This window comes from Clostridium sp. HMP27, from assembly GCF_000765165.1.
GTDB lineage: Bacteria > Bacillota > Clostridia > Clostridiales > Clostridiaceae > Clostridium_AK.
On the sequence record NZ_JMFY01000055.1, the window covers coordinates 18,759 to 39,682 of the forward strand.

The 20,924-nt window shown below is 29.9% G+C and carries 19 protein-coding genes; 15 read left to right on the forward strand and 4 right to left on the reverse strand.

Annotated features, from left to right (window positions below):
- Positions 1–354: 354 nt before the first annotated feature.
- The 10 genes from tig to DP68_RS17740 all read left to right on the forward strand — a co-directional run bounded on the left by tig (position 355) and on the right by DP68_RS17740 (position 11,132).
- Positions 355–1,650: a trigger factor gene (gene tig / locus DP68_RS17695; RefSeq protein WP_035311765.1), complete on the forward strand. Its 1,296-nt coding sequence runs from the start codon at positions 355–357 to the stop codon at positions 1,648–1,650.
- Between the two features lie 113 nt (positions 1,651–1,763).
- Positions 1,764–2,348, forward strand: a complete 585-nt coding sequence (clpP, locus tag DP68_RS17700; RefSeq protein WP_035311747.1) for an ATP-dependent Clp endopeptidase proteolytic subunit ClpP — start codon at positions 1,764–1,766, stop codon at positions 2,346–2,348.
- 20 nt (positions 2,349–2,368) lie between these two features.
- On the forward strand, positions 2,369–3,658 hold the full coding sequence (gene clpX / locus DP68_RS17705; protein WP_035311748.1) for an ATP-dependent Clp protease ATP-binding subunit ClpX: 1,290 nt from the start codon (positions 2,369–2,371) through the stop codon (positions 3,656–3,658).
- 116 nt (positions 3,659–3,774) lie between these two features.
- Positions 3,775–5,466 (forward strand): ATP-dependent protease LonB, encoded by a 1,692-nt coding sequence (gene lonB, locus DP68_RS17710; RefSeq protein ID WP_035311749.1) that lies wholly within the window; start codon positions 3,775–3,777, stop codon positions 5,464–5,466.
- A 171-nt stretch (positions 5,467–5,637) separates the two neighbouring features.
- Positions 5,638–7,968 (forward strand): endopeptidase La, encoded by a 2,331-nt coding sequence (lon, locus tag DP68_RS17715; RefSeq protein WP_035311750.1) that lies wholly within the window; start codon positions 5,638–5,640, stop codon positions 7,966–7,968.
- A 7-nt stretch (positions 7,969–7,975) separates the two neighbouring features.
- Positions 7,976–8,575, forward strand: a complete 600-nt coding sequence (gene yihA / locus DP68_RS17720; RefSeq protein WP_035311751.1) for a ribosome biogenesis GTP-binding protein YihA/YsxC — start codon at positions 7,976–7,978, stop codon at positions 8,573–8,575.
- A 164-nt stretch (positions 8,576–8,739) separates the two neighbouring features.
- A complete protein-coding gene (locus DP68_RS17725) occupies positions 8,740–9,465 on the forward strand; it encodes a type II CAAX endopeptidase family protein (RefSeq protein WP_035311752.1) in 726 nt (241 codons plus the stop codon).
- A 334-nt stretch (positions 9,466–9,799) separates the two neighbouring features.
- Positions 9,800–10,315 (forward strand): hypothetical protein, encoded by a 516-nt coding sequence (locus tag DP68_RS19800; RefSeq protein WP_052085894.1) that lies wholly within the window; start codon positions 9,800–9,802, stop codon positions 10,313–10,315.
- Positions 10,316–10,362: 47 nt separating this feature from the next.
- On the forward strand, positions 10,363–10,638 hold the full coding sequence (locus tag DP68_RS17735) for a hypothetical protein (RefSeq protein WP_052085895.1): 276 nt from the start codon (positions 10,363–10,365) through the stop codon (positions 10,636–10,638).
- Between the two features lie 80 nt (positions 10,639–10,718).
- Positions 10,719–11,132, forward strand: coding sequence for a hypothetical protein (locus DP68_RS17740; RefSeq protein WP_052085896.1), 414 nt, complete (start codon positions 10,719–10,721; stop codon positions 11,130–11,132).
- A 43-nt stretch (positions 11,133–11,175) separates the two neighbouring features.
- Here the strand turns inward: DP68_RS17740 and DP68_RS17745 are convergent, their stop codons facing one another.
- Positions 11,176–11,550 carry a polymer-forming cytoskeletal protein gene (locus tag DP68_RS17745; protein ID WP_035311753.1) on the reverse strand — a complete coding sequence of 125 codons (375 nt, stop codon included), beginning with the start codon at positions 11,548–11,550 and terminating at the stop codon, positions 11,176–11,178.
- Positions 11,551–11,714: 164 nt separating this feature from the next.
- Here DP68_RS17745 and DP68_RS17750 point away from each other — a divergent pair, with 164 nt between their 5' ends.
- Both DP68_RS17750 and DP68_RS17755 read left to right on the forward strand, forming a co-directional pair.
- Positions 11,715–12,671 (forward strand): WYL domain-containing protein, encoded by a 957-nt coding sequence (locus DP68_RS17750; RefSeq protein WP_035311755.1) that lies wholly within the window; start codon positions 11,715–11,717, stop codon positions 12,669–12,671.
- 238 nt (positions 12,672–12,909) lie between these two features.
- A complete protein-coding gene (locus DP68_RS17755) occupies positions 12,910–14,148 on the forward strand; it encodes an extracellular solute-binding protein (protein WP_052085897.1) in 1,239 nt (412 codons plus the stop codon).
- Positions 14,149–14,150: 2 nt separating this feature from the next.
- On the opposite strand, the gene DP68_RS17760 is transcribed toward DP68_RS17755, so the two are convergent.
- The 3 genes from DP68_RS17760 to DP68_RS17770 form a co-directional block, all read right to left on the reverse strand.
- Positions 14,151–14,588: a Fur family transcriptional regulator gene (locus DP68_RS17760; protein ID WP_035311757.1), complete on the reverse strand. Its 438-nt coding sequence runs from the start codon at positions 14,586–14,588 to the stop codon at positions 14,151–14,153.
- 106 nt (positions 14,589–14,694) lie between these two features.
- Positions 14,695–15,492 (reverse strand): metal ABC transporter permease, encoded by a 798-nt coding sequence (locus tag DP68_RS17765; RefSeq protein WP_035311759.1) that lies wholly within the window; start codon positions 15,490–15,492, stop codon positions 14,695–14,697.
- 16 nt (positions 15,493–15,508) lie between these two features.
- Positions 15,509–16,207 carry a metal ABC transporter ATP-binding protein gene (locus DP68_RS17770; RefSeq protein WP_052085898.1) on the reverse strand — a complete coding sequence of 233 codons (699 nt, stop codon included), beginning with the start codon at positions 16,205–16,207 and terminating at the stop codon, positions 15,509–15,511.
- A 159-nt stretch (positions 16,208–16,366) separates the two neighbouring features.
- On the opposite strand from DP68_RS17770, the gene DP68_RS17775 reads away from it, so the two are divergent.
- The 3 genes from DP68_RS17775 to DP68_RS17785 all read left to right on the forward strand — a co-directional run.
- Complete coding sequence (locus tag DP68_RS17775; protein ID WP_035311760.1) at positions 16,367–17,299, forward strand: metal ABC transporter substrate-binding protein; 933 nt, start codon at positions 16,367–16,369, stop codon at positions 17,297–17,299.
- A gap of 138 nt (positions 17,300–17,437) precedes the next feature.
- The gene (locus DP68_RS17780) at positions 17,438–17,839 is read left to right on the forward strand and encodes an HNH endonuclease signature motif containing protein (RefSeq protein WP_035311761.1); all 402 of its coding nucleotides are present in this window, start codon (positions 17,438–17,440) and stop codon (positions 17,837–17,839) included.
- A gap of 170 nt (positions 17,840–18,009) precedes the next feature.
- Positions 18,010–20,924, forward strand: a 2,915-nt coding sequence (locus tag DP68_RS17785; RefSeq protein ID WP_035311762.1) for an AAA family ATPase, incomplete at its 3' end; no start/stop codon positions are given.

Sequence of the window (20,924 nt, forward strand, 5' to 3'; positions counted from 1 at the left end):
ATAGGTTTATCCTCAGCAAGTTTATGTAAGCTTTCAGGGAGAGGAAAAGTTGATTTCAAAAGTTTATTTTTAAAGCTTAAAGATATGAATTATAAAGCCCCAAGTATAATAGAGGTTTACAGTGAAAATTATAACAAATATGATGAGATAATAGAATCAAGAGATTTTTTAAAAAATATATAATATAACAGAAAATTTATTTGTAAAACTTGAAGTATTTGTATATAATTATTTAAAGGATAAGGCTAAAATCTAGGATTGAAGTAAAATGATTGTAAACATATATAAATAATTTAAAATATATGTTATAATATTGTGGTTTAAAACATAGAGGTAACTAGGAGGAATAAAATGATGAACGTTAATATGGAGAAAATAGAAAAGAACGTTGTTCAATTAGAAATAACGGTAGAAGCAGCAAAGTTTAGTGAAGCTATTAAAAAGGCATATTTGAAAAATGTTAAGCAATTTAACATCCCAGGCTTTAGAAAAGGTAAAGCTCCTATGAATATAATCAAAAAGCATTATGGAGAGGGCGTATTTTATGAAGATGCTATAAACTTCTGTTGTGATGAAACTTACCCAGAAGCATTGAAGCAATATGATATAAAGCCAGTTGATTACCCAGCTATAGAAATACTTGAGATAGGCGAAGGAAAGGATTTCAAATATTCTGCTAAAGTTACAGTAGTTCCAGAAGTAGAATTAGGCGAATATAAAGGAATAGAAGTTAAGAAAAATACATATGAAGCAAATGATGAAGAAATAGAAAATGAATTAAAAACTATGCAAGAAAGAAATGCAAGAGTTGAAGTTAAAGCAGAAGATGCTGTAGTAGAAAATGGTAACATAGCTACTGTAGACTTTAAAGGATATGTAGATGAAGTTCCATTTGAAGGCGGAGAAGGTTTTGATTACCCACTAGAAATAGGATCAGGCACATTTATTGATACTTTTGAAGAACAATTAGTGGGCATGAAAGTTGGAGAAACAAAAGACGTTAATGTTAATTTCCCAGAACAGTATGGTAGAGACGATTTAAATGGTAAGCCAGCTAAATTTGTAGTTACTATAAAAGAAATAAAAGCTAAGGAACTTCCAACATTAGATGATGAGTTTGCTAAAGAAGTTTCAGAGTTTGATACATTAGAAGAAATGAAGGCTGATTTAAAAAAGAAAAAAGAAGAAGAAAACAGCTTAAGATCTCAAAGAGAATACGAAGAAGCAGTTATAGATGCAGTTTGTGAAAATGCAACTGTTGAAATACCAGAAGTTATGGTAGCTAATGAAACAGATAATATGTTAAAGGATCTTGAAATGAGATTAAAATATCAAGGATTAGATCTTCAAACATACTATCAGTATACTAACAGCAGCGAAGAAAAAGTTAGAGAATATATGAAAGATACTGCTGTAAAAAGAGTTAAAACTGATTTAGTTTTAAACGAAATTTCAAAAGCAGAAAACATAGAAGCAACTGATGAAGAAATAATGGAAAAAGCTAAAGAAATGGCAGAGCAATATGGCGGAAATGAAGTTGAAAAGACTGCTAAGTTAATAGCTACTTCCCAAAAGTCAGCTCTTAAAATGGATATAGTTAATGAAAAAGTTATAAAATTATTAGTTGACAATAGCAAAACTATAGCTTAATATGTATTTACAATTAATTGCCAGGAAGGATTTCTGGCAATTAATTTTAATTTATTAAATAAGGGGAATAATCAAAATATACTATAATACTTATAATAAGGAGGAGAATGTTTATGAGTTTAGTTCCAGTTGTTGTAGAACAAACAAATAGAGGGGAAAGATCCTATGACATTTATTCTAGACTTTTAAAGGATAGAATAATAATGCTAAGTGATGAAGTAAATGATGTTACTGCAAGCTTAGTAGTAGCACAGCTATTATTTTTAGAAGCAGAAGATCCAGACAAGGATATATATTTGTACATAAATAGTCCGGGAGGTTCTATTACTTCTGGTATGGCAATTTATGATACTATGCAATATATTAAACCTGATGTATGTACTATCTGTGTTGGTATGGCAGCTTCAATGGGAGCGTTTTTACTTGCAGCAGGAGCAAAGGGAAAAAGATATGCGCTACCTAACAGTGAAATAATGATACATCAACCACTTGGAGGATTCCAAGGGCAAGCTACAGATATAGGCATACATGCAAATAGAATTTTAAATATTAAGAAAAAGTTAAATACAATACTAAGTGAAAGAACTGGTCAGCCACTAGAAATAGTTGAGAGAGATACTGAAAGAGATAACTTTATGGAAGCTCATGAAGCTAAAGAGTATGGATTGATAGATGAAGTTATGACCAAGAAAAAATAACCTTATTGTGAGGTGTAAACATGGCCAAATTAGATGACAAGAAACAATTAAAATGTTCCTTTTGTGGTAAAACACAAGATCAAGTGAGAAGACTTATTGCAGGGCCAGGAGTATATATTTGTGATGAATGTATAGAACTTTGTTCTGAGATAATAACTGATGAGTTTGAAGAAGATGTAAATGTAGAAATGGGTGCGCTTCCAAAGCCTATGGAGATAAAGAATTATTTAGATCAGTATGTCATAGGACAGGATCAAGCAAAAAAAGCACTTGCAGTAGCAGTGTATAATCATTATAAAAGAATAAACTCTAATGCTAATAATGATGATGTAGAATTACAAAAGAGTAATATACTATTATTAGGACCTACAGGTTCAGGTAAAACACTACTTGCTCAAACTTTAGCAAAGTTCTTAAACGTCCCTTTTGCTATAGCAGATGCAACTACTTTAACTGAAGCAGGATATGTAGGTGAAGATGTTGAAAATATACTTTTGAAGCTCATACAAAATTCAGATTATGATATAGAAAGAGCAGAAAGAGGCATAATATATATAGACGAAATAGATAAGATAGCTAGAAAATCAGAAAATCCGTCTATTACTAGAGATGTATCAGGTGAAGGTGTTCAACAGGCACTTTTAAAGATTTTAGAAGGAACTATAGCATCTGTACCACCTCAAGGAGGAAGAAAGCATCCTCACCAAGAATTTATACAGATAAATACCACAAATATATTATTTATTTGTGGAGGAGCTTTTGATGGAGTTGAAAAGATAATAGAAAAAAGAACTACAAATAGTTCTTTAGGATTTGGGGCAGATGTAAAATCTAAGAAAGAAAACGAAGCAGGAAAGCTTTTAAAAGATATAATGCCAGGAGATTTATTAAAGTTTGGTTTAATTCCAGAGTTTGTAGGAAGATTACCAATTATAGTTACCTTAAATGCTTTGGATAAAGAAGCTTTAATAAATATACTTTCTAAGCCTAAAAATGCTTTAGTAAAACAGTATAGAAAGCTTTTTGAATTAGATGACGTAGAATTAGAATTTAATAATGATGCGTTAGAGGCTATAGCTGAGGAAGCTATAAAAAGAAATACTGGAGCTAGAGGACTTAGAGCTATAATGGAAGATGTAATGCAAAACATCATGTTTGATATACCTTCCGAAGAAAGTATAACTAAGGTTATAATAACAAAGGACACAATTGAAAATAAGAATCCTGAAGTTATTAAATCTGAAGATGGGAAAAGAACTCCTGTAAAAGTAAAAAAGCCTAGAACTAAAAAGGGACCTGAAACAGCTTAAATAGCAAAAAAAGGAATGGAGAATAACTCTATTCCTTTTTTTTAATTCCTTGGGAATATTAAAAGGAATTTAGCACATAATAAAAAAAGAAAAGTTATGAATGGGAGGAAGCTTTTATGAATAATGTGCTGTGGATGGTTCAATTTGCGATAACTATAATAATGGGGCTTTATTTCTTTAATGCCCTTAAAGGACAACAAACTAATAAAGTAGTAGTTGATAAGGAAAACAGAAAGGAAACGGAAAATTTAAAGAAACTAAGAGATATTAATCTTACTGTGCCATTAAGCGAAAAAAGTAGACCTACTTCATTTGAGGATATAATAGGACAGGAAAAGGGAATAAAGGCACTGCAAGCAGCCTTATGTGGACCTAACCCACAACATGTAATAATATATGGCCCTCCAGGAATAGGGAAGACCGCCGCGGCAAGATTGGTCCTAGAAGATGCAAAAAAGAGGGCTTATTCTCCTTTTAAGCCAGAATCAAAATTTATAGAAATAGATGCTACAACTGTAAGATTTGATGACAGGGGAATAGCCGATCCACTTATAGGTTCAGTGCACGATCCTATATATCAAGGAGCAGGCCCATTAGGGGTTGCAGGAGTTCCTCAGCCAAAGCCAGGAGCTGTAACTAAAGCGCATGGAGGAGTATTGTTTATAGATGAAATAGGAGAACTACATCCTATAGAAATGAACAAACTTTTAAAAGTTTTGGAAGATAGAAAGGTATTCTTGGATAGTGCATATTATAATGCATCAGATCCCAATGTGCCTAATTATATAAAAGATATATTTGATAACGGACTTCCAGCAGATTTTAGACTGGTGGGAGCAACAACTAGAAGCCCAGAGGAGATAGCTCCAGCTATAAGATCTAGATGTGTAGAAATATTTTTCAGACCTCTTCTTCCAGAAGAAATAGAAAAAATTGCATTAAATGCATCGTTAAAGGTGGATTATGAATTAGAGGAAAAGGCATTGAAAACTATAGGGAGATATGGAAGTAATGGAAGAGAAGCAGTAAATTTAGTACAGTTAGCTGCAGGTATTGCATTAAGTGATAATAGAAAAAATATTACAGTAGAAGATGTAGAATGGATAATAGAAAATGGTCATTATAGCCCTAGGCCAGAAATAAAGATACAAGATGAGCCAAGAGTAGGATATGTAAATGGGTTGGCAGTATATGGAGCCAATCTAGGGACAGTTATGGAGATTGAAGTAGCTGCTGTAAAAAATAGATTTGCAAAAGGTAAGATAAATATAACAGGGATAGTAGAAGAAGAACAGATAAGTAGTTATGGAAAGAAAATAACAAGAAAAAGCATGGCAAGATGCTCAGTTGAAAATGTAATGACAGCTTTAGAAAATATATTTAACTTTAATTTTGAGGATTACAACATACATATAAATTTCCCAGGAGGAGTGCCTGTAGATGGTCCTTCAGCAGGTATAAGTATGGCAACAGCGTTATACAGTGCCATAACTAATAGCTATGTAGATAACAAAGTAGCTATGACAGGAGAAATATCCCTTCATGGAGAAGTGAAACCTGTTGGAGGGGTAAATAGCAAAATACAAGCAGCCATTAAAGCAGGAGCAAAAAAGATTATAATTCCAGAGGATAATTGGCAAGATAGCTTTGGCAGTATAAAAGAAGCAACTGTAATAGGAGTAAAAAGTATTAAGCAAGTGCTAGATATGTCATTAATTAAAGAAGGTAGCAACAACTCTTCAATATATATTGAAACTACAGGAGAAGTGCTCTCTGCTAAACCATTAAATAATGTAATAAATAGTTAATGAGTAGAATAACTGATTAGTATAAATAGCTATGCTTTAAGGTATATTATTAAGGCATAGCTTGATTTACATTTTAATTGAAAAAACTTTCTTTTATAGGTATAATATATTAGTCTAATTATATTTAGGTAATTGTTACATATTATAATTTTAAGAAGTGAGGGGAGAAATATGGAAAAGGAATTGATAATTCTTCCTCTAATTCCTCTAAGAGGCATAACTATATTTCCATATATGGTTATGCATTTTGATGTAGGTAGGGAAAAATCAGTTTTAGCTTTAGAAGAGGCTATGTTAAATGGGCAAAAGATCTTTTTGGCTACTCAAAAGGAAGCAAAAATAGAAGAGCCAGGAGAAGAAGATATATCCAAGGTCGGTACATTTTGCAATATAAAGCAGATACTAAAGCTGCCGGGCGATACAGTAAGAGTATTGGTTGAAGGAGAAAAAAGAGCTACTATAAAAAATATAGTACAAATGGATCCTTTCTTTAAGGCGGAAATAAATATACTAGAAGAAGAAGAGTCTGCAGAAGACAGTAAGTGCGAAGCACTTATGAGAACAGTTAGAAAATCCTTTGAAGAATACATAAAATTATCAGGAAATATTCCAACAGAAGTAATACTTTCTTTAGAGGATATAGAAAGCCCTGGAAGACTGTCTGATGTTATAAGTTCTTATATGATATTAAAGCAAAGTAAGAAGCAGGAGCTTCTAGAAGCTTTTGATGTCACAAAAAGATTAGAAGGACTTCTAGTTGTGCTAAAAAATGAAATAGATATTTTAAAGGTAGAAAAGAAGATAGGAATAAAAGTAAAAAATAAGATTGATAAAGTTCAAAAAGAATATTACCTTAGAGAACAATTAAAAGCTATACAAGAAGAATTAGGGGAAGAAGACGAAGATAAAAAGGAAATAAAAAAATATAAAAATAAAATAAGTAAGGGGAAGTTACCTAAAGCTGTTAAGGAGAAAGCACTTTATGAGTTAGATAGACTAAAAAATAGTGGTACATATTCAGCTGAAGGTGGGGTTATAAGAACATATTTAGACTGGATATTAGAACTTCCATGGAATAATGAAACAGAAGATGATATTGATATAAAAGTTGCTAGGGAAACTTTAGAAGCTGAACATCATGGATTAGAAGATGTAAAGACTAGAATAATTGAATATTTAGCTGTTAAAAAGATGAGTAATACTCTAAAGGGACCTATATTATGTCTTGTAGGACCTCCTGGAGTTGGAAAAACCTCGATAGGTAAATCCATTGCTAATGCACTAAATAGAAACTTTGTAAGAATGTCTTTAGGTGGAGTAAGGGATGAGGCCGAAATAAGAGGTCATAGAAAGACTTATGTAGGGGCTATACCAGGTCGTATTATATATGGAATGAGGCAGGCAAAGTCTAAAAATCCATTATTTCTTTTAGATGAAATTGATAAAATGAGTAATGATTTTAGAGGTGATCCATCAGGGGCACTTTTAGAAGTTTTAGATAGTGAACAAAATAGCACTTTCAGAGACCATTACTTAGAGCTAGAGTTTGACCTTTCTAATGTTTTATTTATAACTACAGCAAATACATTAGATACTATTCCAAGACCTTTATTAGATAGAATGGAAGTTATAGAGGTATCAGGATATACAACTGAGGAAAAGTTTTATATAGCTAAGGATCATTTAATAAGCAAAATTATTAAAGAGCATAATTTAGGAGAAGATATAATAAAGTTTTCTGAATCAGCTATATATTACATCATAGAAAATTATACAAGGGAATCAGGCGTTAGAAATCTTGAAAGAAAAATTTCTGCGGTTATAAGAAAATCTATTGCAGAAATGGTTGAGAAGGATAAAGAAAACATAAATATAACAATAAATCATGTTAAGAAATATCTAGGACCTGAAATTTATAGCTACGAAAAAGCAAATAAAGAAGACCAAGTAGGAGTAGTTATGGGAATGGCATGGACTGGATATGGTGGAGATACACTCCCTATAGAAGTTACAGTTATGTCAGGTAGTGGAAAGTTAGAACTTACAGGACAATTGGGAGATGTAATGAAGGAATCTGCTAGAGCTGGATACAGCTATGTTAGAGCACATGCAGAAAAGTATAATATAAATCCGGATTTTTACAAAGAAAAGGATATACATATACACGTTCCTGAAGGAGCAGTTCCTAAAGACGGACCTTCAGCAGGAGTAACTATGATAACAGCTATGGTATCTGCATTAGGCGGCAGAAAGGTTAAGCATAATGTTGCTATGACTGGAGAAATTACATTAACGGGTAAGGTTCTAGCAATAGGTGGATTGAAAGAAAAGACACTTGCTGCCTTTAGAGCTGGTATCGATACTATTATAGTTCCTAAAGAAAATGAAAAGGACTTGCTAAAGATTCCAAAGAGCATAAAAGGTAAAATAAATATAATTCTAGCTGAGTATATTGATGAAGTTTTAGACAATGCTCTTTTAGAAGAAAGTAGTAAGGAGTGAAAGTGATATGGAAATAAAACAGTCAGAATTTGTAACATCGGCTGTGAATATAAATCAATATCCTATAGATAGTATGTTAGAAATAGCTTTCGTAGGTAGATCTAATGTAGGAAAATCTTCATTAATAAATAACTTAACAAATAGAAGAAAGCTAGTAAAGGTAAGCGGTACACCGGGAAAAACTAGATTAGTTAATTTCTTTATGATAAATAATAGTTTTTATTTTGTAGATTTACCAGGGTATGGTTATGCTAAAGTATCTAAGGTAGAACAGGCTACTTGGGGCAAAACTATAGAAACATATCTTTTAAACAGACCACAGTTAAAGAAGATTATGTTGCTGGTAGATTCAAGACATAAGCCTACTGAAGATGATATAATTATGTATGATTGGATAAAGCACTATGGATATGAGTCTACAATAATAGCTACTAAGTGCGATAAGATAAAAAAGAGCGAAATGGCTAAGAGTATTAAGACAATTAGAGAAACTTTAGGAATGAGTCAAGACGAAAAGATAATTTTTTATTCTACTTTGAAGAAGATAGGTAAAGAACAAGTATTAGATGATATAGAACTTTCATTAAATGGTGAAATACATCAGTAGATTGATGATATAGGTTAAACATAAAAAATAATAAGGTATGCCTCCAGCATACCTTATTATTTTTTGATTTATTAATATTTATCAAATACATAAAGGTAAAGTGATTTTTATGATAAAATAACAATATAATATAAAGTAAATTTCAATTTCAAGGAGGGAAAAAGGTGAATTTAAATCTTGCTAAAGATATTATAGTATTCGTGGTGGTTTGTTTACCTCCTTTGCTTATACTATGGAAAGTGTTTAGAGAAAAAGGAATGAATAAGTTTTTATTATTATTTTTGGGATTAATATATGTAGCGATTAGCTTATTTACCCAAAACTTTCTTCCTTTTATAGCAACAACAATATGTATAGTTAGTTTTAAAAGAAGTGAAATTTATTATAAGGATTACAGAAAATATAGTTTTTCACTAAGAGGATTTAATTTATTTAAGGGATTGAAATATGCTATGCTGTCTTATATTATAGTGATAATACTTGGGGCAGTCGGTATGCAAGTATTTAATTACTTTAAGTTGCCTGTAAAAGAGCAAGAAATTGTATCAATTATGGTAAAGGTCCCTCTTAGAACATTTATCATACTTATTCCAGTTACTGTAATCTTTGCTCCTATAGTAGAAGAATTCGTATTTAGATGGCTATTTTTTGAAAGAATTTGTAAAAGAAGAATTGGTGTAATACTAGGAGCTATAATTACAAGCTTAATGTTTAGTGCTACTCACTTTAATTTAAAATCGTCCTTTGTTATTTTTGGAATAGGGCTCTTTAACTGCTATCTAATTCATAAGAAGGGATATTGGTATTCTGTATTTAATCACATGGTATTTAATTCGGTTTCTACTTTTCTGATATTATTTCAAAAGCTAGGATATATAAATTTAGGATAGACATTTAAAGGTATATTGAAAGTTTAATACTTTCAATATACCTTTTTTAAAATGTTTATTAACAGATATTATTTTAATCACAACTTCTTGACATATTCATAATATATACTATGAATGATTTATAAGAAATCTACCCAAGGGGTTAAGATTTAATGGTTTATAAGAAAATCAAGGATTTCATAAATCATGCATAAATCATTTCATAAAACTATAAGAAAAAATAAAGTATATGCACAAAAAAATGTTTTTAGAACAGTAGCAAAAATAAAAAAGCAGAATAGTATATATTAGAAGTACAAAAGAATAGAAGAAACTTCTGAAAGGAGGAAGTAAAGTGGATTTCAACAGCTTGCTAAACTCTTTAATGAGTGAAGACGGCAACTTCTCAGCAAAGTCATTGCTCGGAGGAGGAGGCGGAGGATCCAACAACTTATTTCTATGGCTTATAGTACTATTAATACTATGCGGCTATGGGAATATAGGAAACAAGAATTCTGGCTATATATGCTGCCCTTGCGACGATGATGATGATGATTGCTGTAGCAGAAGACGTAGACATCGCAAACATAAGAGGAAATGCTGCTGTGATGATTATGAAGGCTGCTACTATTGCTGTCCAACTAACAACTATAGTAGCTGTGGATGTGATAACTATGGTGGAGGCTGTGGCAATGGCTATGGAAATAGCTGCGGTTGTGGTTATGGAAATGGTAATGGCTACGGAGGAGGAAACTTCATATTCATAATAGCTATATTTATACTTCTCTGCTTATGCGGAGGAGGTAGAGATGGCTTAGGCGGTATAATGAACTTAAGTGGAGCAAATACAAGAACACAAGCCGAAGAATAGATTACAATAAAATCAAAGACCAATGCCCATAGAAAGGGGGGTTTAACATGTCAAAAAGATGTTGTTGCAGAAACCGTAGAGATTACGGCGTAGCAGGTGCTTATGCAGGCAACAGTTGCGGAGGCAACGGCCTATTAATATTAATATTAATAGCACTTCAATTCAAATGCAGAAGAGGCCACCACGATGACGATGAATGTGGTACTGGATGCATAGACAACAGTATATTGTATCTTATTACTCTATACTATTTAATATGCTACAGCAACAGATTTAGCTTAGGTTGTGGTAACAACTTAGGAAGTTCATGCTGTGGATTCTAATATTAGCTAATTAGGGGGGGCTTTTTTAGCCCTCCTTATTAATAAAGAAAGGTTTATTAATTTTATATAGGAGGATTATAATGTCTAAACATAGAAGACATAGACGTGATAGAGATAGAGATGCAGGCATTGAAAGAGGCAGAAGCAGACGCAGAGATAGCAATGATAATATAGAAAATGTACAGAGCCCTAATAATATTAATAGCGCTATCAATAATATGAGCAATATGAATGGCAATAATATTATGGATATGTTAAATAATATAGACCAAGAACAATTAAATAGCATTATGCAAAGCTTAGGAGCAAACAATCCACTTATGGGAAATTTGGAAAATAGAGGGGACACAGGTAACATGCCTAATATACCCCCAGTGCAAGATAAAACTCTTCAACTACTTTATACTCTAAAGCCTATGTTAACTCCAGACAAAGCAATACTTATAGATAGAATAATACAAATTTATTCCTTAAGCAGGACAATGAATGGGTAATAAAAAATAATAGAAAGACAGATGTCTTTCTATTATTTTTATGCTATTCTAAGCTATTAAAATCATCTGCATTACATATTGAACAATTGCCCTGAAAAATTCCACCATCTTTTATTATAATATTTTTTACATTAATATCGCCTGTTATTTTTCCATAAGACTCAACACAGAGGGTTTCTTCGCAGGTTATATTTCCATCTATTTTACCATTTACATAGGCTGTTTTACAGTATATATTTCCTTTGCAATATCCTGTGGACCCAAAGATTATATCATTTTGCCATGTTATATTACCTTCTATATATCCGTCAATTTTAAGCAGATCATCACCTTTTAAAGATCCGATAATACTACATCCTTCACCAATAAGTGTTTCAATTTTATTTATGGGAGTTTCTTTCTCATTGGATTTAAACATATAAATACCTCCTTTAACTTATCTGTACAATTAAGATATTTATATTTTATAAATCATAAAATTATGAATAAAATATAATTTTATTTATCTTTTATAATAAATTTACTAAAATTTATTAGTTAAAGGACGATAGTCTATATATAAGTAGGTAGGAGGAGAAGTTCATGTCTAAGATTTCCCATTTGATGCAGCTTTTATTAACTTTACAACATAAAAAATTTACAACAGCTTCGGAACTAGCCGAAACCTTAAATGTAGATAAAAAAACTATTTATAGATATATAAGTAATTTAAATTTAGCTAATATACCTATCCATACTAAAAAGGGGAGATATGGTGGTTTTTATATAGATGAAGAATTTTATATGAAAACTCCCAAATTAACTTTAGAGGAATTACATGCAATTTTAGTAGCAGAAGAAATAATAAATTGTAATGACGAATTCCCATTAAGGAAAGATTTGAAAAATGCAGTTATAAAAATAAAGACTACTTGCATAGGAGAGCATGAAGATTTAGATAATATCTATAAAAGCCATAAGTTTGATTTAAATAAAGTGGGCTGTAAATTAAATTTAGATGAAAAGATAGAATACATAAATACTTCTATGGATAAGGGAAGATCTCTTAATATAAAATATGTTTGTGAAAACAAAAATGAAATAGAAGAAAATACAATAGACCCATATAACTTAATTTACAAGGATGGAGAATGGTTTATAATTTGCTATTGTCATGAAAGTAATAAAGTAGAGGCCTTAAGGTTATCTAAAATCTATGAATTTAAAATAGTAAATTTTATATTCATAAAACCTCGTGATTTTTCATTAAATAAGTATTTAAAAGAGCAGTGGGGAGTGTTTTCAGGAGAAAAGATCTTAGTAAAAATAAGATTTAATAGTTCGATAAGTAAATTCATAAAAGGAATAAAGTGGTCCCCAAATCAAATTATAGAAGATGAAAGGGATGGAGGAATAATATTAAGTTTATTCTTAGATGACATAGGAGATATAAAATCGTGGATATTAGGTTTCGGCGGAGAAGCAGAAGTTTTGGAACCTGGAAGCTTAAGAAAAGAAATAGGGCAAGAAATAGATAAGTTAATAAATTTTTATAAATAAAAGTTTTAATGGATGTATAAAAGATAGGAAACGGGATATCATAATAATTGTAAAGGAGATAAAATCTCCTAAGCATTAAGCAAACTTATAAAATTTTGTTTAATGCAAGAACCCCCCATCCCCCTTTGGGACCGTATAACGGTCCCGTTTCTTTTTTTTGATATAATAAAAATTATAATTAATGCACACAATATACTTTAGATAATGCTTTATATAAAGTTAAAGTTGAGGTGATATAATGGCTAAGTTCTTTGGAAAAAAGAAGTTTTTAACTGTACTCGTATTACTTGTGTGTATTTCAATAGCTTTTATAAGCTGCAATAGAGGAAAGAAGGAAGAAAATAAAAATAAGGACTTAGTAATGCAAGTGGAAATTAAAGATAACCATTCTCTTAGTATATTGAGAGCTATAATTGATGAATATAAGAAAGAAAATAAGGACGTTAATATTATTATTAATAGCTCACTTGGAGAAAGCATAATGAACGATGGAGATAAACAAGAAGGAGATATAATATTTACCTCTAGAAATAAAATGATAGAAATGCAAAATAAAGGACTTCTCCAAGATGTACAGTCTTATCATGATAAGATAAAATTAAATGAAAAGTATTATAAGGTAGTTAGTTCTTATGGAAGATATTTAGATAAATCCTATGGAATATCACTAATTCCGTATACTTTAGAAGTTGCATACAATAAGGATGCGCTAAAGAAGTATAATGTAAATCCTCCAAAAACATTAGGTGAAGCATATGAAGTGATGAAAAAGGTAAATAAGGAGTCTATTAAAATTCCAGTATTGGTTACAGAAGATGTTGATGTAAACAATGTAATTGCAGCACTTATAGCTGGTAATACAAGTAATATGTATGATATAGACAATATATACAATAGTTCAAAGGGAAAATATCTAGAAAAAAAAGAAATTCAAAATATGTTTAATTATCTGGATAGTTTAGCTAAACAGGGAGTAGTTACTCAGAGTACTTTTGAAATGGGAAATAAGGCTTCAATAAATAAACTTACTGAAGGAGAAATACCTATGCTCATAACTATATCATATTATATGAAGGAACTTGAAAAGAAAAATATAGGGTTAGTAACTAGCTATGCTCAATCAACATCTATTAAAGAAAATGTACCTGTTATTGTAAATAGTTTATTATGTATACCTCTTAAATCAAAAAATGCTAACGAAGTAGGTAAATTTATAGAATTTGTATACGGTAAGAAAATGCAGGAAAAGTTAGCTAAGCAAGGCTTTGTAACAGGAAATATAGAAGCAAATAAGGTGTTTAAAGGAAATTCTGCTTTAGTGGTAAAACATTTAGAGGAAAGTAATGAAAACAGTATACTATTTATGTACAATTTGCCTGAAAAAATTCAGAAGGGATTCTCAAATAAAGTAAAAGGAGTATTAAATAAAAAGCATACGGGAAATGAATGGAAAGAACTAATAGAAGAAGCAGGCTAATATTAGTCTGCTTCTGTTAATGTATCTTTATTTTGCTTACACTCATTACAAAGACCATAAAAATAAATTTGATTTGTAAGAACCTCATAATTTGTATAAGGTGCAATTTTTTCATTTAAATCTGAAAAACATACATCTTTAATATCTTCTACTCTTCCGCATTGTAAACATTGTATGTGGGAGTGAGGACAAGTGTTTCCATCATATCTAAAATTACCTTCTCCAACATTTAGTTCTTGCACTAAATCTACTTCCACAAGAGTTTTTAAGGCTTTATATACCGTTGCTAAACTCATTGTAGGATACTCAGGCTGTAATGCCTTATAAATAGTTTCTGCAGAAGGGTGTTCCACTGTGGATTTAAGATATTTATATACTGCAATACGTTGAGGAGTAAGTTTTAATTTTTTTTCTTTAAAAATAGCAGTAATATTATTCATAAACACCATCCTTCTTATAGATTAAGTATATTATATAATAAACATTATTAACTGTCAATTTGTATTAACTAAAGTATGTGATGGTAATTTATGTAATGACAAAGTATTAGTTTGTACATTTTATTTTTGAGAAGGTTATAGTAATTATAAGTATTACAACTGAAGTAATGGCAATGGTTCCGCCAGGGGCACAATCTATGTAAAATGAGGTGAATAGTCCAACCATTATATCTAAAAGTCCAAATATTAAAGAATATATAAATGTAAGCTTAAATCCTTTGTTTAATTGCATTGCTGTAGCTACTGGCACCGCTATCATAGAAGAGACTACAAGTATCCCCATTATTCTCATGGAAACAGCAATGGTAGTTCCTACTAAAAGAGCAAAAATATAATTTATTAGTTTAATATTTAGCCCTGCTATTTTTGCGCCATCCTCATCAAATGTAACATAGGCAATTTTATTAAATAAAGATATTAACAAACAAATACATACTATACTTAATATTAATATAGTATATAAATCTTCACGAGTAACAGTAAGTATACTTCCAAATAAAAATGAATTAACATTTGCAGAAGCTTTTCCTGTACTTATCAGCGTTATAGCAATTCCTAAACATAATGTCATTACAATTACAAGTATAAGCTCTGAATATTTTTTGTAATAATTTCTTAATACTTCTATAAATATAGCGCATATAGAAGTGAATATAAAGGCACTTAATATGGGATTAAAGCCTGCCACAAGACCTATGGCTACCCCTGCAAAGGAAGCATGAGATAGGGTGTCTCCCATCATAGAATATCTCTTAAGCACTAAAAATGTTCCTACAGAAGGACAAAGCAGTGCAATTAAGAAGGCTGCTATAAGTGCATTTTGTATAAATGTATATTGAAGCATAGTAACCTCCTAAAAATTATTTGTTTACAAGTTTTAAGCAATCACAGTTAGGGGAATGGTTTTTAGAATCATTTAAATACTTTTTATAATCGGATATGTCATAAAAATAAGCGCTCCCTCTATCCATTCTAATTACATGAGTTGAATACTTCAGTACTGCATCTATATTGTGCTCAACAGACAATATAGTTGTACCAAATTTGGTATTTAAGTTTTTTAAAAATGAATATATATCTCCTTGACTTTTGGTGTCAATTCCAGTTGAAGGTTCATCAAGTATTATAATGTCAGGATTGCCCATAATAGCTCTTGCTATAAACACCTTTTGCTGTTGTCCTCCAGAGAGATTTCCTATTAGATGTTTTTTAAAATTTTCCATTCCAACAAGGGATAGCGAATCTTGTATAAGATTTTTTTCTTTTCTTTTTAGGACCCTTTGATGAAGCTTCAATATTTCCTCTACAGTTATAGGAAACTCTGAATTAAAGTTTTCTCCGCGCTGAGGAACATATCCTATTTTATTTGTATGCAAATTTATATTACCACTGCATGGTTTCAATAAAGTTAAAATGAGCTTAACAAGGGTACTTTTGCTACTGCCATTTTCTCCAACTACTGAAATATAATCCCCTTGGTGTATATTCAAATTTACATTTTCTAAAATATAAGGCTGCTTTCCGCTATAGGAAAAATGTAAATTACTTATCTCAATCATAGATTAACTCCTTTCTTGAAAGTATCATAAATATTATATACCTATTTGCAAATTATTTGCAACATCCTTAAAAAATATACTTGACATCAGTAAAATTGTGGAATAATATTATTAAGATGCAAATCATTTGCAAGTAATGATTTTAAGGAGAGAAAAGTTATGAAGAAAAAATTATTATATTTGATTACTGTTATATTATTAATAATGTCTTTGGTGGCATGTAATAAGAATACTGATACAAAACAAACTACTAAGATAGAATCAAATGGAAATGAAAAAATAAAAATTGCTGTTACATTTAATCCTCTAAAGGAATTTGCAGAAGCTGTAGGGGGAGATAAAGTTCAAGTGGAGACGATTATTCCAAACGGTAGTGAACCACATGATTTCGATCCGAGAGCAAAGGATTTAATAAATATAGAAAACGCGGATATATTTGTTTATAATGGACTTAATATGGAGCCATGGGTAGACAAAGTAATTTCTAATCTTCAAAATAAAGATTTAGTAAAAGTGGAATCATCCAAAAATGTTAAGGCTATAGAAGTTGAAGAACATGAGAGTGAAGAAGATCAGGAGCATGGAGATTATGATCCACATACATGGTTAGGACTTACTAGCGCAAAAGTTCAAGCTAAAAATATAACGGATGCATTAATAAAGATTGATGAAAAAAACAAAGACTTTTATGAAAAAAATTATAAACAATTTGAAGGTGAACTAGATAAGTTATTAAATGAGTATCAACCTAAATTTCAGGCTTTAAAAAATAAAAATTTTGTTACTGGGCATGCTGCTTTTGCATATTTTTGTAGAGATTTTGGATTAAAGCAAAATAGTGTAGAAGGAGTATTTGCAGAGGGAGAACCAACCCCTAAAAAACTTAAGACACTTACAGATTACTGCAAAGAAAATAAGGTAAAAACAATATTTGTAGAAGAGATGGTAAGCCCTAAAGTATCTGAAACTTTAGCAAAGGAAGTTGGCGCAGATATAAAAACTATATATACTGTGGAATCCAGTGAAGATAATAAAAGTTACATACAAAGTATGGAGAGTAATATAAAGGAAGTATATGAAAGTCTTAAGTAATTTATTTTAAAAATCCTCTCACCAGAAAAAGGATTTTGGAATTTATAAAAAAAATAGTATAATTAATATAAGTAAATTAATATAAATAACTATGATTTATAAATTACAAAAATAAATTATAAAAAAGGAGTGAACTTGTTGCTTAAGTGTGAAGTATGCGGCAAGAAGGCCGAAATACACCACATAATCAACCGATGCCAGGGTGGATTGGATTGTGAAGTAAATTATAAGTATCTTTGTTCGGAGCATCACAGAGGTAAAAATAGTCCTCATAAGGACTCTAAAATTGATCTTGAGTATAAACTAGAACTTCAAGGAAAGTTAAATGAGCTTTTTTGTAAGGACTTTTATACTTTAGAAGAAATTGAAGAAATACTTCACTTAAATAAAAGTAAGGCTAAGAAGATAATTAAGCAGTTGAAGTTGTATAAGGAAGGCTACAAAAGAGAAGATATAATTTTAAAATTTATGGGCAATAGGATGTATGATGAATACATGATTGATGAATATGATGATTTTATACCCTTAATAGTAGTATAAGAAAGCAGTGGCGGAAGTTTGCCACTGCTTTTTTACATATTACAAACTATAATGTGAAAATATATGCATTGTTTGGTTATTATATATAAAAAGAGTATTAATTTTCCTTGAAATTAATGGTATTATTAAAATATGAATAATTTTTATAATATTAAGATAAAGGTGATAAAATGACAAATATAAAAGTAAATCTTTTTGCATATCCCGAAATATTTAAGAATGGAGAAAAAATAAATTTTCCATTTAAAAAGGCAGAAGCATTAATTTTTTATATGGTTCTTTATAAACAAGCCTCTAGAGATACAATTGTAAATCTTTTATGGGGTGATTTGGAAGAAGCAGTAGCTAAGAAAAATTTAAGAAATGCTGTTTATTCTATAAAAAGGATATTTAATGAAGAAGTTCTTGTTTCACCAAAAAGATCTGTGATTATGTTAAATCCGGAAATAAATGTAGAAGTGGATATAGAAAGATTTTTATCATCAAATTTTGAAGAGAGTATAGATGTTTATAAAGGAGATTTTTTAGAAGGATTTTATTTGAAATATGAAGAGCATTTTGAGGAATGGGTACTAGAGCTTAGAGAGTATTATAAAGATTTATATATTCATAAACTTCAAGAGATAATTGAAGTTTATGAGAGTAGCAGAAATATAACAAAATTAAAGAAATACTGTAAAGCTCTTATACTAGTAGATGAATATAATGAAAAAGCATATAGAACAATTATGTATTCATATAAAGAAGAGGGGAAATATGATAAAGCAATATATGTATATAATAAACTATTAGATTTATTAAAAAAGGAATTAGAAGTTTCACCAGATGAAAAAACCATAAATTTATATAAAGAAATAATAAACATAAAAAGTTCTGGAAAGGTTTCTGAAGAATGTGATGAATTTAGTTTTTTTTATGGAAGAAATAAAGAATTAACTTTACTTAAGAATAATTATAATGATTTTATATTAAATAAGCCTGCAAGAGCACCTATTGTAATTGGGGAAGCGGGTATAGGCAAAAGTAGCTTAATATGTAAATTTTTAAGCACAATAAATACTAATAAAATAAATGTTATAAGTACTGTATGTTATCAAGCAGAGGAAGAATATCTTTTGAAACCATGGAATAACGTATTTAATCAAATTTCTAATATAATAAACTCTGAAAATGTAAAAGTATCACAAGAACTTATAGAAATAATAAGCTGTATCTTCCCGACATTTCAGTTTGATAAGCGTAATCATGCAAATATTTATAAAAGTATGGATATGATAAAATATCAAGCAGCGGAAGAAGCGGCTATAAAAATATTAAATGAGTGTACTAAAAATAAAAAGTTAATACTATTTTTCGATGATATACAGTGGATAGATAAGCTGAGTATAACTATGCTGAAAAATTTAATACTACAAAATGGAAATGGCAATATACTTCCTATATTAGTATCAAGGGAAGAGTATAATAATAAAATTATAAATTTCTTAAATCAGCTTAAAGTTAAAAATCTTATAAGTGAAATTCAGCTGCATAGGCTGAATAAGGAACAGACCGTTGAATTTATATCGAAATATATACCAAATTTCAATTTGGATAATGAAAAAATAGAAGCTATATATGAAGAAACTGAAGGTAATATATTTTTTATAACGGAAGTGTTAAATAATATAAAAGAAAGTAAAGATTTTAATTTGATTTCGCCTAAAATGGAAAACATACTTCAAACTAGATTATATAGTTTAAATAAGGACGAGAGAAAAATTTTAAATATAATATCTGTATTTTTTGATAAGGTAAATTTTCAGAACTTAAAAGAGTTATGTAATTATGATGATTTTGAACTTATTGACATAATAGGAGAATTGAAAAATAAATGCATTATAAAAGAAAGCTTTGAAAATGAAAATATAAATATTCAATTTACACATCAAAAGATGAGGGAATTTGTGTATTCTAAAGCAGGATTATTTGAAAAAAAGATATTGCATGAGAAAATAGGACAATTAATTGAAGAGAATTTAAAACATAACCTAGCAGATAACATATTTAATTCTAAACTTATATACCATTTTGAAAGAAGCGGAAATAAGCTCAAATCCTTAAAATATATGATAAAGGAACTAAATATGTACCTTCAAAGTCATCATGAGTTATTCCCTGTAGTAAATGAGGAATTACAAAATACAACTTTAGGGTTTTTAACCGATGTAGAAGCCTATGATAAATTTAAAAGATTTAATAATATACTCTATGAAATAAAAGAAACTTCTGATAACAGGAAGGAATTGAAGGAGCTCAAAATTACTCTGCAGTATATGATTGGAAGAGACTATATTAGAAGAGGAAGATATACTGAGGGTGTGAAGATAATGGAGAATATAATAAATGAAGGGTCTTCAGAGGTTGATGTATCGCATATACTTAATTCATATAAGCAGCTGATATATTATTCAATGAATATATATAATTCAGTTGAAATGGACAAGTATTTAAAAAGAGCACTAGATATTGCAATTGAAAATAATTTAAAAGAAGAAATACCTATTTTGTATAGGCTTACAGGGTTCCAAAAGATAATGCAAAGCAAGTATGAAGAAGCTGAAGATATCTTAAAAAAATCCATAGATAGATTTAATGAATTGCGAGATAGAAATAAATATGTATTAAATATAGCAGCGGCTTATGACTTTTTAGGTGAGGTTAAAAAAAGAGAAAATAAATTTGAGGAAGCTTTAAAAAGCTATGAGACGGCAATAACTATGTGTGAAGAGAACCATATAAAACAAGGGCTGCCTATATTTTATACCCATGCAGCTTATGCAGCTTGTGAACTTAATATAGCTGATACATCAAAGGTATATATAGAAAAGGCATTAAATATGTATGAAAAAATGGATGTAATATGGGAGAAGGCCTCTGCTTATGGAATACTTGCATTAATTTTATCAAAGTCTAAAGATAATACAGAAGCTTTAAAGGCTTTTGTAAAAGCTGAGACATATTATAAGTTACTAAAGAATCCACAAGAATATGACATATTAGAAGGCATAAAACAAAGGATAAATATTATAAAAATAAGCCTTTA

Coding starts and splice junctions, on each gene's coding strand:
- clpX (WP_035311748.1), top strand. CDS start 2,369: ATGGCCAAATTAGATGACAAGAAACAATTAAAATGTTCCTTTTGTGGT.
- DP68_RS17765 (WP_035311759.1), bottom strand. CDS start 15,492: ATGCTTCAATATACATTTATACAAAATGCACTTATAGCAGCCTTCTTA.
- yihA (WP_035311751.1), top strand. CDS start 7,976: ATGGAAATAAAACAGTCAGAATTTGTAACATCGGCTGTGAATATAAAT.
- DP68_RS17770 (WP_052085898.1), bottom strand. CDS start 16,207: ATGATTGAGATAAGTAATTTACATTTTTCCTATAGCGGAAAGCAGCCT.
- tig (WP_035311765.1), top strand. CDS start 355: ATGAACGTTAATATGGAGAAAATAGAAAAGAACGTTGTTCAATTAGAA.
- DP68_RS17735 (WP_052085895.1), top strand. CDS start 10,363: ATGTCAAAAAGATGTTGTTGCAGAAACCGTAGAGATTACGGCGTAGCA.
- DP68_RS17775 (WP_035311760.1), top strand. CDS start 16,367: ATGAAGAAAAAATTATTATATTTGATTACTGTTATATTATTAATAATG.
- lonB (WP_035311749.1), top strand. CDS start 3,775: ATGAATAATGTGCTGTGGATGGTTCAATTTGCGATAACTATAATAATG.
- DP68_RS17760 (WP_035311757.1), bottom strand. CDS start 14,588: ATGAATAATATTACTGCTATTTTTAAAGAAAAAAAATTAAAACTTACT.
- clpP (WP_035311747.1), top strand. CDS start 1,764: ATGAGTTTAGTTCCAGTTGTTGTAGAACAAACAAATAGAGGGGAAAGA.
- DP68_RS17745 (WP_035311753.1), bottom strand. CDS start 11,550: ATGTTTAAATCCAATGAGAAAGAAACTCCCATAAATAAAATTGAAACA.
- lon (WP_035311750.1), top strand. CDS start 5,638: ATGGAAAAGGAATTGATAATTCTTCCTCTAATTCCTCTAAGAGGCATA.
- DP68_RS17750 (WP_035311755.1), top strand. CDS start 11,715: ATGTCTAAGATTTCCCATTTGATGCAGCTTTTATTAACTTTACAACAT.
- DP68_RS17755 (WP_052085897.1), top strand. CDS start 12,910: ATGGCTAAGTTCTTTGGAAAAAAGAAGTTTTTAACTGTACTCGTATTA.
- DP68_RS17740 (WP_052085896.1), top strand. CDS start 10,719: ATGTCTAAACATAGAAGACATAGACGTGATAGAGATAGAGATGCAGGC.